Origin of the sequence: Arthrospira sp. PCC 8006 (genome assembly GCF_046480465.1) — a bacterium.
Classification (GTDB): Bacteria; Cyanobacteriota; Cyanobacteriia; order Cyanobacteriales; family Microcoleaceae; genus Limnospira; species Limnospira platensis.
The window spans coordinates 1-13820 of the sequence record NZ_PKGG01000141.1 but is presented as its reverse complement, the minus strand read 5'-3'; the positions used below and the strand labels follow the sequence as shown (position 1 = coordinate 13820).

Sequence of the window (13820 nt, the reverse complement as noted above, 5' to 3'; positions counted from 1 at the left end):
TAGACGCTGGAAACTCCACATAATACCATTTATAGCCATTAACTACCCTTTCATTAATCACATCAACATAATCTCCCGCATAACCATAATGAGCCACAGAATAGTTAGTTCCCGGTCCTGAACGAATGTTAATTTGAGACCCAGCATCATTCGCAAATAAACGCGCCGGATAAGCCCAAGCCGGAACTACAGCAGCAGCTATTATAACCATAGATAGACCAGCAGACACCAACAGTTTTTGAGGACTCATTGATTGACACCATTATTAATAGGTGAAATATTCAGCCAGCAATGGTTTAAATAATTAAGCCCATGTTCCGGCTTAGTCCTATTATCATCCGCCAATTAACCAGCGTCATCAGTATAATCACTGACTTTTGTCACCCTGTGGTTGGTGTTTTGGTGTTGNRGTTTCACTACTCTGTTGGGTTTYACCYAACCTACTCTGTTGGGTTTTACCTAACCTACTCTGTTGGGTTTCACCCAACCTACTCTGTTGGGTTTYACCTAACCTACTCTGTTGGGTTTCACCCAACCTACTCTGTTGGGTTTTACCTAACCTACTCTGTTGGGTTTTACCTAACCTACTCTGTTGGGTTTTACCTAACCTACTCTGTTGGGTTTTACCTAACCTACTCTGTTGGGTTTTACCTAACCTACTCTGTTGGGTTTCACCCAACCTACTCTGTTGGGTTTCACCCAACCTACTCTGTTGGGTTTCACCCAACCTACTCTGTTGGGTTTCACCCAACCTACTCTGTTGGGTTTCACGATCGCTTCACCTCCACCCATAATTGTATCGGGGTTGTTAAATTACATCCTTGCGTTTTTGCACCACTAATAACAAGCCCAACATCACCATAATTAACCCAATTAAAATCCCCCAATATTTGCCGACATTGACATTAAACATTGAACCATAGTCCTGGAAAAAACGCTTAATGGTTCCTTCGGCTTCACCTAAAGCCCCCTCATATTTACCTCGCCATTCTCCATACTCATCCTGCCATTGTTGAATAGCTGTCTGGTACTCATTAACCCGGTCTTGGTAGGCTTCCATATCAGCTTGATATTGATCCATCTCGTCTTCATAGTCTAGTTGCGCTTGAAAAGACTGGTTATCGGGTCTAGTAGGTTGTTGGGGAGGGTCGCCAGGAGATTCAGGACGGACGGGTTCTGGCTGGTCAACAGCCGGATTATACTTAGCTAAAATGCCGGGAAAACTGCATTGATTAAATAGGCTAGTTCCTAAACAAATACAGTCCTGTTTTTGGGCATCAGTTAAGGCTTCGCGTTCATCCTCATCTAACTGCCAACAGGGGTCTTCCGCTACATCTCGACCTACTCCAGTGATAGTAACAAAGGATTCAAACGGCCATTTAGTTAGGGTGAGATGATTAATGATCAGTCCTGGTAGTCCCAAGGTGTTAATAGGTAGCATTCCGCCACCAAAAGTAATTTGAGGAACTAAAAAGATAATGGTCAATAAAGGGGCGATATTCTGGTTAGGAGAAATGGCTGAAACCAATAATCCCATGACCATTCCTGCCATGGTTGCCAAGACTAAGGTTATGTACAAGGAACCATAAACGGAAAAGTCTCCGGGAATCTGAACAGCTATGAGTTTAAACAATAGGAAAATTGCGGCTTGATATAAGGCGAAGACTGAAGCAATACAAACCTTCGACAGAATATAGGGAAGAATTTGTAAACCAATAGTCCTTTCCCGGCGGTAGATATCGGCTTCTTTGACAATATCGCGCATGGTGGCGATACTACCGACCATGACGGCGACTAAGGCGGTAACAAATAGCATGGTAATTACCTGCCCAAAATCGCCTTTGGTATCGTCAAACATATAGCGATTCCAGGTAAACCAGTCAAGTATACCGAGAATAGGGGCGATCGCCAACATTAAGATTAAACTAGCTCGATCGCGCATTAAAATCGACCAATTCCGATTCGATAAAATCAGAAACTGTCGCCAAGCGGAAACCCGTTTAATGGTCGCGCCGGGAACCTGTTGCGATCGCCTATTACCATTAGTTTCAGCCTGAACATTGCTGAGAGTCTTTTGGCGTTGAACCACAAACCTTTGGTATTGGGAAGAGTTCAGATAATCTTGCTGCCAATCTTGAGGCGATCGCTCCCTTTCCACCTTATGATAAATTTGATTAAAGCGCTCAACCCCAAAATATTGCAGCGCCTCTTGAGGAGGGCCGAAATAAGCAATCCGACCCCCCGCACCTAAAAAGACTACTAAATCACACAGCATGACATTATCGGTAGCATGGGTAATCAAAATCACCGTCCTACCTTGGTCTGCCAGATTTCGCAGCAGATTCATAATATCAGCTTCCGTACCCGGATCTAAGCCAGAGGTTGCCTCATCCAAAAAGAATAAACTAGGCTTAGTCAACAATTCCACCCCAATAGATACCCGCTTGAGTTGACCGCCACTGAGGGCTTTAATGGGAACATCCCGACGGTGAGACAATCCCAAATCCTGGAGAACCTCATCAACCCGTTTCTGTCTTTCTGCTACAGTGGTATCAGCCGGCATTCGTAATTGGGCGGCATAATCCAAAGCCTGAGTCACAGTTAACTCAGTATGGACAATATCCTTTTGGGGAACATAACCAATTTCCGTGCGGTAGGCGTTATAGTTTTTGTACAAGTCAACCCCATTGACTAATACATGACCCCCCGTAGCTGGACGAAAGCCGTTGAGGGCATCAAGAAGGGTAGATTTACCGCCGCCACTAACCCCAGCCACTACCACAAATTCCCGCGCCTGTATCGATAGGGAAATATCATTGAGTAGGTTAACTTCTTTGGAAACCTGTTTATTTAAGCCTAGCGCATCGAGGCGCAGATTACCTTCTTCGTTGACCTGTACTAAAGTTTCATCAATGTTTAAGGTGAAGCGACAAGGACCGATGCGAATATTGTCTCCCACCGTCAGGGTGCGATCGCCTGTAATTACTTTACCATTGACAAAGGTGCCATTGGTAGAGCTGAGGTCTGTTAAAACAAAAGACCCGTTTTTCCGGGCAATTTGGGCATGGTTGCGAGACACGGAAGGATGATTAATGACTGTATGATTACTCGCATCTCGACCAATAGTAATGAGATCCTTTCCCCGTAACTCTAGGGTAAAACTTAGGACTGTGCCACTGCTTTGCCCTATAGTATTATCAACTACTGTTTCTTCTGATAGGGCTGGGGCGGCGGCTTGGGTCGGGGCTACAGCCAGGGAGCTAAAGCAAAAGGTTAGTTTAGCATCCCCTATTTGGATGGTGTCATTATTGGCTAAGGGTTGCGGCGTTTTGGGGGGAATTGTATCTGCGTTTAGCAGTGTGCCAATGGTACTGCCTAAATCCACAATTACATAGCGATCGCCCTCTAGTCTAATCTCGGCGTGGTGCCGCGAAACACTCATATCTGTTAATACTACTGTGTTATCGGGGGCGCGACCAATGGAAGCTATCCCATTATCAATGACTATTTCAGAAACAGATGTGCTGCCGTGAATTTTGAGTTGGGCATTGGTTGATGAGAAACTCATGTAATATCTCCATTAGCTGGGAAACTGACTAGCTGTTTTGGCTACCACTATTGATAGTAGTGGGATCTGCTACACTCCTTATAATTGGCGAGACAGCTAATCTAAACGCATACCTTCCCTCAAACCTTAGCACAATCACAGTTCTCCGACTCAAGTCCCCGGTCTTCTTGATTAGTAGACTCAATTGGCGATCGCCTGGTCTAACCTCCATCAAGGCTAACATCAAAAAAAGCGATCGCCCTCCAATGAATTTTAGAGCGATCGCTGGGCTTTTTTTAAACAACCAGTTGCTTCTATTATAATGCCAAAATCAACAAAAGTCAACAACTCTTTCCAATTTATTAATGGGCGAAATCCTCCCGCAATTGATTAATTATTGAAGTTTGGGGACTTGCCAGAGGATTTGATTTGCTGTTCATAAACTCACAAAATCAACTTTATTTTGGTTCATCGTCAGGTTTAATAGAGTCACCTTTGCGCTTTAATAATGAACCAGTTACTAGGGCTACTGCCATCAGTCCGAAAATTGTTCCCGGTTCAGGTACGGAACGCTTAGTAGCTGTCCAAGTTCCCGACTCACTATACCAAGCAAAGTCTGGAATTCGAGATCCCCTCAACCACGATGACCACTGGGTTGCATTCATGAGAGCCCCAGCAGAAACTTCTGATCTACCAATGCCATCATACCAGATATTATCCATGAAAAATAACCTTCTTCCAATACAGTCTCTAGTCCTACATGGAACCACACTAGACATTAAATTATCATCAAATGGTCGCCAGAAAAGATAAGTCTGATGGTTATTGGGGTTATTAAGGAGGAATTCAAATGATAAACCTCTGACATCAGAAACAAAACTGGTGACTTGGAAAAATTGGTCACTTGCGCTGATTTCCAGGGGAATATTACAAGATAATTGATTGACACATAAATTGATGACTCCAGCAAAGGGATGTTTTTCGTGGCTAAACTCTCCAGTACCTACTAACTGACCTTCGGTATCAAAAAAATGGAGGTCGTAGAAAACTAGAGATTGAGCAGGTAGAGAAAAAGCTAAAGCCGAGGCTAATCCCATGCCGGAAGCTAGGGTTAAATTTGCCAAAAGTTKTGTCATGGCTATGGCAGGTTTTAGGTTTAGTGATTGATGCGGAGTTTAAATAATTGTAGATAAAGACTATCTGGCAACGGATTCAATTAGAATTAATGTTCTAGGGAGGAACGCTATCAAATTATTTAATCCCCGTGAGGATGATTAAACACCAAGGCCAGATGAATTTAACAGGGAGTTATGTAAAAAGAATGGGAATTTTGGTGAAGATTGTGTAAAATGATAGCATCCTAATCTAGGCTCGTAACTGCGACCCGTGGGGACGAAGTTAACCCAGATTAGTGGTCAGGGAATTTGCATCAACGGTTGGGAAACCCATCAGCAACCTCTAGGAATTCTAGTTATGTCTGAACCGCTGATTTCTGCTATCATTTGTACCCATAATCGAGCTAACTACTTAGGGGCGGCGATCGATAGCTTGCTAGACCAGGAATTTGATAACTTTGAAGTGATCGTGGTAGATAATGCTTCGAGCGATCGCACCCGTGAAATAGTCGAAAGCAAACTCGATAACCCTAAACTCCGTTATATATACGAGCCGATCACAGGTCTGTCTGTCGCCCGCAATACCGGAGCCAAAACCGCCCAGGCTCCCATTTTAGCCTACCTAGACGATGATGCCGTTGCTAGTCCTCAATGGCTAAGGGTACTCTACACAGCCTATCAAGACAACCAGAAACTAGCGGTAGCAGGGGGTCGCGTTACCTTAATTTGGCCAGAAGGCATCACCCCTCCCCCATGGCTATCCCCCGGTTTAGCCGAAAACTTAGGAGCATATAACCTAGGAGATGATATCCTTTATATCAGCAATCCCGGCTTAACCCCCAGAGGACTAAACTACTCTATCCGCCGCACCTTTCTCGACCAAATTGGAGGGTTTGACCCTAATCTAGGTAGAGTGGGAAAACGGCTGCTTTCTAACGAAGAACTGGTGATGACAGAAGAAGCTCTCAACCGAGGCTGGGAGGTGGCTTATATTCCCGATGCTTTGGTGGCTCATAATGTCGCTCCGGAAAGAGTTAAGCGCAGTTGGTTTATGGAGAGAGGCTGGTGGCAGGGAATTAGTGAGTGTTACCGTGAACAACTGTCGGGACGCGCCAACTGGGGACAATTAGGGCGGGGCGGCGAGAATATGGTCAGAGGACTTTACAAATCCCTAAAGTATTTTAACGATCCAGCTACCCGATTTGATAATTTGGTTTATGCTTATGGTCAAATTGGCTATTTAGGAGCGGCGATCGCTGGTTTGTTAAACATCAACAACACAGCCACCAAACCCAAAACATGAGAAATCACCTATCTTAATGGTCTACTTATCAACATTGTGTTATGAGCATTACTGCATCCAAAATTCCCGTTTCCGTGCTAATTCCTGCCAAAAATGAACAGGAAAATCTCCCCGCGTGTCTGGCTAGTGTGGCTGTGGCTGATGAAATTTTGGTGGTCGATTCTCAAAGTAGCGATCGCACTGTGGAAATTTCCGAAAGTCTCGGAGCTAAAGTGGTACAATTCCACTTCAATGGTCAATGGCCGAAAAAGAAAAATTGGTCCCTGGAAAATCTCCCCTTTCGTAATGAATGGGTGCTAATTGTGGACTGTGACGAACGTATCACCCCGGAATCTTGGCAAGAAATTGCCCAAAAAATCCAAAACCCCGAATATTCTGGCTATTACATTAATCGTCGGGTATTCTTCCTAGGGAAATGGATTCGCCACGGCGGTAAATATCCCGACTGGAACCTGCGTCTATTCAAGCATAAATTGGGTCGCTACGAAAATCTAAACACCGAGAACGTCCGTAATACCGGAGATAATGAAGTACACGAGCACGTAGTCATCTCTGAGGGGAAAGTCGGTTATCTCCAAGAAGATATGCTTCATGAGGATTTCCGGGATTTGTTCCACTGGATAGAACGCCATAACCGCTATTCTAACTGGGAAGCACGGGTTTACTACAATATCCTCACAGGTCAGGATGATAGTAAAACCATTGGGGCTGATTTATTTGGAGATGCAGTCCAGCGGAAACGCTTTTTAAAAACCATTTGGGTGAAACTGCCCTTTAAACCTCTGTTGCGATTTATCCTATTTTATATTATCCAACTGGGTTTTTTGGATGGTCGCGCTGGCTATATTTATGGCCGACTGTTGAGCCAATATGAATATCAAATTGGGGTGAAACTTTACGAATTGCGTAAATTTGGCGGTCAGTTGAATGTGGCGAAACCCACCACCAAGACAGCCACGCCTCAGTCTGTACCTCAAACAGTGGAAAAATGACCAAAACGGAGACATCGACAGAAGCCTGGGTTGATCTGCGAAAGTATGATCAATCTGGGTTTGACCGGGGGAAGCCAGGATGGTTGATTTTACTATGGTGGTTGGTTCAGGCGATCGCCTTTCCCCTGACTCCTCACCCGTTTAATAACATTCGCTGCGGGATTTTGCGGCTGTTTGGGGCCAAAATTGGTCAAGGGGTAATTATTCGACCTACCGCTAGGTTGACTTACCCCTGGAAAGTGGCGATCGGTGATTATAGTTGGATTGGTGATGATGTGGTACTTTATAGCCTAGACCGTATCGAAATCGGTGAGCATTGCGTGATTTCTCAAAAGTCCTATTTGTGTACGGGAAGCCACGATATCCATGACCCCGCTTTTGGTCTACAAACCGCCCCAATTGCGATCGCTCCTGGGGTGTGGGTAGCTACGGATTGCTTTATCGGACCGGGAGTGGCGATCGGTGCTAATACCGTTGTCGGCGCTAGATCCAGCGTCTTCAGTGACCTACCAGCCGCCCAAATTTGCTTAGGAACCCCCTGTCGTCCCCATTCCCCCCGAAATCTCATATCCACAAAAATCATCGATAATTGACAATTTCGTAGGGGCGGGTTCTGCTGTCAACCCGGCATCCCCACCAGGATATGAATAAACCCGCCCTCACCCAGCGGACAATTAATAATTAATCATGGTAGGGGCGGGTTCTGCTGTCAACCCGGCATCCCCACCAGGATATAAATAAACCCGCCCTCACCCACCATAATCAACCCGGCATCCCCACCAGGATATAAATAAACCCGCCCTCACCCACCGGAATTAATCATGGTAGGGGYGGGTTCTGCTGTCAACCCGGCATCCCCACCAGGATATGAATAAACCCGCCCTCACCCACCGGAATTAATCATGGTAGGGGCGGGTTCTGCTGTCAACCCGGCATCCCCACCAGGATATGAATAAACCCGCCCTCACCCACCATAATCAATCATCAATTCCTCACCAGGATATGAATAAACCCGCCCCAACTATTGGCTTTTTTTATTCATTCATAGTCTTATAAGTCGATACTGCTGAAGGTGAACTGCGGTTGAGATAGCGGAAAATCCAATACTTAAATACCGCATCTAATATAACCGGAAATGTCGCAATAAACAGAAAGTTAAAATCTCGGCTTTCTGCTACTCCCAAATGTCTAGCCACACTTTCCAGAATTACCTCCCAACCGTGGGGGGAGTGGAAACCTACGAACATATCAGTTAACAAAATCAGGATAAATGCCTTCGCGCTATCACTGAGGCCATAAATTATATCCCCCATAAATGATTTCACAACTTGCACTTCTGCCTTGTTGTTAGACAAAATAAAGGCAAACGTAAACACTGATATGATATCAGCAAAAATATTTTTAATAGAATTAGCACTTAATGAGCGATATTCCTCAGCAATTTTGATAGCTTTGGCTTGGGTTCTTTCCTCTAACTCTTCCGGGGTTAATTCTGGTATGAAACCCACCATCATCTCAAACTTTAACCTAGACTCATATCTCTCAATTTCCATTAAGGCTTCTTCTTCCATGTCAACATTCATAAATAGGGGGGTGTTTTCATTAACCCAAAACCTATCAACTAAGGGACCAATCACAAAGTTTTTCGACAATTGCTGAGTCAAAAGTGGCACTAAAATCAAGATGAGAATAAATCTAATCGCAATAATGGTTTTAACTTTCGATTTCCGATAATCTTTAATCACCTGTTCTTCCGACTCTGGGTTAAGTTCCCGTTTAATCCGAGTCACAGTTCTGAGCAAAGTTCGAGGTAGAAAGCTAGTGCCGGAGTTTTCAGATTGGAGGTTGTCTTTAAGATTATTTTCGGCTTTTGGTGGAGAAATGGGAATATCGGAACTGAGAATAGACTTAGACTTTGTGGGAAGCGAAACCAGTCCATTCTCTGGCTGATTAGGTATCAGAGAACGACTTTCTAAGTCTTCAAATTTTACCAAGGATTTAGATGGTGATGGTACTTGTTTGGGGGATGGTTTTTTCTGATAACGGTTAGTGACAGCATCAATAAATTCTAGTTTTTCACAGATTATGTCAATGGTATCGGCATCTTGATTTCGGTCATAATTGCGGTCATCAATATCATCCGGATTCCGCAACTTGCGATTAAGTTCGGCGGGGTCTATTTGTTCAGAGATACCTAAAATAGAGCGGCTAGTGTTAAATTCTGCTAACCGCATTTGAATGATTTGTAAATACTTATTAACCTCGGATTTAAAATAAGACAAGACTCGATCGCTATATTCATCCGAAGACGACCCGATCGCCTCACCATGAAAATGCTCATTTTCCAGAGATCGTATTTTTAGAGCTGCATCATAAGCCTGATCTAAAGCTCGATCAGGAGTATCACGAAACCACTGATTAGCACGATTGAGAAACCGCTTAAACTGAGTCCAATTTGAGGATGTCATAGTGAGTTGCCAAAAACACCTATTTGAGGTTAGGCGCGAAACAATGGTAATGTACGGGGTATATTAGCACTTTTAATAACATGGCTGTGGTTTGGGAATCACTGTGGATTACCGGAGGCTCACGAACAGGTAAAACTACCCGTTTGGTAGAGCAATTTTGTCTGTGGAGTCAAATGTATGTAGGCGCTCTCAATGCGCCCTATTCAGCCCCATTTCAACCCAAGCACCCTCTACAAGGCTTGCGTCCCCTAGTTTTAGCCGCCAATGGAACCAATAAAAGGCATTTAGTTGATAGGATAACCCAAGCGTCTCCTGGACAATATCCATTTTCCGCCACCACCATTATGGGATTTTTTCAGGCGGAAGTGCTTTTGTTCTGGCCTTTGCTCATTGAAGCCCTAGACCTGAGAGCCCAATTTCCTCAGAGGTTGCGTCCTGAACTAGAACAGGAACTTGCCAGCCAACTTTGGAGTCCTGAAATCGATAGTGGAAAACTCACGGACTTTGGGAGAGGGCGCGATCGCATTGTCCGTACAACCCTCGACCTATTACAACTAGCAGGACTCAGCGGCACGCCTGTTGAAGATCTGCCTAGTATTTTAGAACGCCATCAGGCTTTTGATGCCATTGGTGAGACCACCTACACCTGTATGACCGAGATGCTGCTACGTTGGCAAAATTGGTGTCAGCAAAGGGGATTACTAACTTATGGCATTATAGCCGATTTATATTGGCGACATTTGTTGAAGCATCCCACCTATCAACGGCATCTGCTCCATCAGCATCGAGTTATTTTAGCCGATGATGTGGATGAATACCCAGCGATCGCCCGCCATTTATTCGAGTTTCTATTAGAGAATCAAGTGATGGGAGTATTTACTTACAATCCCCAAGGTGCAGTCAGACTAGGTTTAGGGGCAGATCCTAAATATCTAGCACAGTTGCAAGATCGCTGTCAGATAGAACAGCTTTCTCCGGTCGAGGGTTTAGCAGAAACTCTGGGTGCTGAGGTTTTGTCATGGCTCAATCAAGATTATGGTAACTTTCCCGACTTGAGTCACTCTCAGCAGTCAGTTTTGGCGATCGAAACCACTTCTAGGGCTGAACTATTGCGGCGGACGGCTACAACCATCATAGAAGCGGTTAAAAATGATCAGGTACAGCCCCAGGATATTGCTATCATCGCTCCGGGGTTAGATGCGATCGCCCGCTATACTATTCGAGAAATTTTAACCCATGAGGGTATTGCCCTAGAAGAAATTCAACCACAGCAACCGCTGATCACTTCTTCGATAGTGCGATCGCTGCTGACCCTACTCGCCTTAGTATATCCAGGCTTAGGGCGGTTAGTAGATAGAGATGCGATCGCCGAAATGCTGACCATTATCAGTAGCCATATCCCAGAGAGCAAACACAGCAGCACATCAGACCCCGACTCACCCGCCGCCAATTTTCCCATCCATAATGCGATCGATCCAGTGCGAGCCGGTTTATTAGCTGATCACTGTTTCGCCCTTGATTGGCAAAATCCGAAATTATTGCCAATTAATGCCTTTCCACGCTGGGACCGCCTCGGCTACCGTGCCGCCAACACCTATAAATATATTTGTGAGTGGTTATCCCTACAGCAACAGAAGTATCATCAGAACCTCCTCCCCAGTCCTGTCGCCTTATTAGACCGAGCCATCCAGGAATTTTTCATTCCTAGGGTTACAGGTTCACCAGCGTTAATCATAGACATGAATCGCCCAATCCTAAAAGCCTTCGCACAAATCGACCTGTTGCGGGAATTAATGGAAACCGCCATCCACTTTTGGGATATTTATACCAGAGACAAACCCCAGCCATCACCCCTAGAAACCGTCGAAATCACTGGCCAATTTATTGAACTGTTGCGCCGAGGAGTTGTTACCGCCAACCCCTACCCCGTGGGAGAAATGGCTGTTAAGGCTCCTGCTGTCACCCTCGCCACCATTTTCCAATACCGTGTCAATCACCAATCCCATTCCTGGCACTTTTGGCTTGATGCAGGTTCCCCCCTCTGGTTCCAAGAGGGAGCTAGTAGCCTTTGGGGTGCGCCTGTGTTTCTCCAAGATATTCAACAGCAGAGACAGCCTTGGACCAGTGAAGATATGATGGCAGCCAATCAGCAAAGACTACAAAGGATTGTGTGGGATTTATTAAGTCGGGTTAGCGATCGCCTTTATCTCTGTCATAGTGAATTATCAGTTAATGGTCAAGAACAACTCGGACCTCTTCTACCCCTTGTCAGTAGTGTACCAACGCGGTAAAAATGGGGGTAATATGAATCCAATTCAATTTCTGAAATCCCGATCAATACCCCCCTAAGTTCATGAGAAAATCCCCAAAATACCAAAAATTTGCATCTGCTAATTAATGACCAATTCGGCTTTAATTAAATATTAAAAGTCAATTTTAATTGTGTTCCCATGAAAAACATCCTCAATAATACATCTTAATTGACCCTAATCAGTCACCGAGAAATCTGAATAATTTATGATTAAAAGTCACAGTTTCTGCGATATTTACGCTAGTAGGATTGACTGATCCATCATTAATCTGTTTAAATTGATACCCATTCATCTTATGTCGATGACTTCAAATCACCGATGTGGCTACCTTGCCCAAATCAAGCCCCAAAATCATAACCATTAGCATCAATTGACATAGCCTAACCGTTAAAATAACCCCTTGTCTATGCCAAAATTCCCAAGTCATCATCAATTAGGAGTCACGCCATGACCAGTTCAACCATTCCCACCACCCCTGCTCAACTTGCGTTGCGAGTATCTCCTGGAGATCAAATTCTCAGCCTCAACCAAGTTGTTCTCATCTTTCCCGCCGAACCAATACCCAACAGATTTGAAACCTTCCCAGGGTCCATCACCAACATATTACCGGCCTCCAACGGCTTAGGGGATACCCTACTGGGAGAGGGAGGAATCACACTATTTGTTCCCGATGAGCCAGGCTTTGAAGCTACAATTCAAGGTAGCAGTGAAACCGTAATAGTAGTGAGAGCCGGCGGACAAGACCAAGGATTCCTCACCGTTCTAAATCGAGAACCCGGTAGACTCCAAAGCCGTGCAGACGGCTCCTTTGTCTTTATCCCTGACGATGCAGGAGACCCAGAGCCAGACCCAGGGACTGACCCATCACCAGATCCAGGAACTGACCCAGGAACTGACCCAGACCCAGAACCCAGAGAAAATCAACCTCCCATAGCCAACGATGTTTTTGTCACCACCAGCCAGGGACAAGACACCTTTTTTGATGTACTCTTCAACGACACAGACCCAGACGGAGATACCCTCAGCGTTCAAAACTTCAGCAGCACCGCCAACGGAAGCCTAATCTTCAACGGTGCCGGAATATTCACCTATCGACCCAACCCAGACTTCTTTGGTACTGATGGCTTTAGTTACAATGTCACCGACGGCACAGACTCCGACCTAGCGCAAGTGGTGATCTCAGTTCAACCAGGCGACTTTGCCCAAATCATCGAAGGAATAGGTCAAGGAACCACCGGAGATGACTCTATTATCGGCTCATCAGGGGATGATGTCATTAATGGTTTAGCTGGAAACGATACCATCTTCGGTTTAGCTGGAAACGACCTCCTACAAGGTGACGAAGGCGACGATCTACTCTTCGGCAACCAAGGCAACGATACCCTAGACGGCGGACCGGGTAATGATACCGCCTATGGAGGTCAGGACAATGACCTGATGATTGGTGGAGATGGTAATGACTTACTATTCGGCAACCTCGGCAACGATACCCTATTGGGGGGACCTGGTGCAGATTCTATGTATGGCGGGGACGGCAACGACTGCATTCGGGGTGGTGTTGGGAATGACTTGATTTTTGGCGACAAAGGTAATGATATCCTCTGGGGAGATGACGGCAACGACACTATTTATGGTGGGGAGGGAGATGATTTAATCTTCGGTAATGATGGTGCTGATCTATTATTTGGGGGAGTTGGCAACGATACTATTTTTGGCGGACCAGGAAACGATACTATCATCGGCGGGKAAGGCGATGATCAAATTGCTGGAGAAGTGGGAGATGATTTATTATTCGGGGGTCCCGGAGCTGATACCCTAACAGGTGGTTCCGGTAGTGACACCTTTGCGATCGCCGAAGGTAGTGGCGGCGGTAGCGTAGAAGAAGCTAATGTCATTAATGACTTCACTGGTGGGACTGATAAAATTGGTTTGTTGGGGAACCTCACCTTTGAACAACTCAGCATTACCCAAAGCGAGGAAAACGCCGGGAATGCTATTATCCGTAATGGTAGTGATGGAGAGTTCCTAGCAGTTCTCATTGGGGTTAACAGCAATAACCTAACCGCCTCCGATTTTGTCCCCG

The 13820-nt window shown here is 45.3% G+C and carries 10 protein-coding genes; 5 read left to right on the top strand and 5 right to left on the bottom strand.

Annotated elements, in window-relative coordinates; all coding sequences use genetic code 11:
• From B9T16_RS18395 to B9T16_RS18380, 4 genes are all read right to left on the bottom strand, one after another.
• Positions 1-250, bottom strand: a 250-nt coding sequence (locus tag B9T16_RS18395; RefSeq protein WP_410245427.1) for an SH3 domain-containing protein, incomplete at its 3' end; no start/stop codon positions are given.
• A gap of 558 nt (positions 251-808) precedes the next feature.
• Positions 809-3568, bottom strand: coding sequence for an FHA domain-containing protein (locus B9T16_RS18390; protein ID WP_410245426.1), 2760 nt, complete (start codon positions 3566-3568; stop codon positions 809-811).
• Positions 3569-3596: 28 nt separating this feature from the next.
• Positions 3597-3851: a hypothetical protein gene (locus tag B9T16_RS18385; protein WP_410245425.1), complete on the bottom strand. Its 255-nt coding sequence runs from the start codon at positions 3849-3851 to the stop codon at positions 3597-3599.
• 154 nt (positions 3852-4005) lie between these two features.
• Positions 4006-4683 carry a PEP-CTERM sorting domain-containing protein gene (locus B9T16_RS18380; protein WP_410245424.1) on the bottom strand — a complete coding sequence of 226 codons (678 nt, stop codon included), beginning with the start codon at positions 4681-4683 and terminating at the stop codon, positions 4006-4008.
• A gap of 337 nt (positions 4684-5020) precedes the next feature.
• Here B9T16_RS18380 and B9T16_RS18375 point away from each other — a divergent pair, with 337 nt between their 5' ends.
• Genes B9T16_RS18375 through hpsU form a run of 3 tightly spaced genes read left to right on the top strand, consistent with a single transcriptional unit; the run spans position 5021 to position 7550 of the window.
• Positions 5021-5965, top strand: a complete 945-nt coding sequence (locus B9T16_RS18375) for a glycosyltransferase family 2 protein (RefSeq protein WP_035736305.1) — start codon at positions 5021-5023, stop codon at positions 5963-5965.
• Positions 5966-6006: 41 nt separating this feature from the next.
• Positions 6007-6957, top strand: a complete 951-nt coding sequence (locus B9T16_RS18370) for a glycosyltransferase family 2 protein (protein ID WP_006616791.1) — start codon at positions 6007-6009, stop codon at positions 6955-6957.
• Complete coding sequence (gene hpsU / locus B9T16_RS18365; protein ID WP_006616790.1) at positions 6954-7550, top strand: hormogonium polysaccharide biosynthesis acetyltransferase HpsU; 597 nt, start codon at positions 6954-6956, stop codon at positions 7548-7550. The genes B9T16_RS18370 and hpsU overlap by 4 nt, the downstream gene beginning before the upstream one ends.
• 441 nt (positions 7551-7991) lie before the next feature.
• Here hpsU and B9T16_RS18360 read toward each other — a convergent pair whose 3' ends face one another.
• Positions 7992-9425 carry a proton extrusion protein PcxA gene (locus B9T16_RS18360; protein ID WP_006617319.1) on the bottom strand — a complete coding sequence of 478 codons (1434 nt, stop codon included), beginning with the start codon at positions 9423-9425 and terminating at the stop codon, positions 7992-7994.
• 80 nt (positions 9426-9505) lie between these two features.
• Between B9T16_RS18360 and B9T16_RS18355 the strand changes: the two genes are divergently transcribed.
• Together B9T16_RS18355 and B9T16_RS18350 are read left to right on the top strand one after the other, a co-directional pair.
• Positions 9506-11716, top strand: a complete 2211-nt coding sequence (locus tag B9T16_RS18355) for a recombinase family protein (RefSeq protein ID WP_410245423.1) — start codon at positions 9506-9508, stop codon at positions 11714-11716.
• Positions 11717-12184: 468 nt separating this feature from the next.
• The coding region (locus tag B9T16_RS18350) for an Ig-like domain-containing protein (RefSeq protein WP_410245422.1) at positions 12185-13820 on the top strand (1636 nt) is incomplete at its 3' end.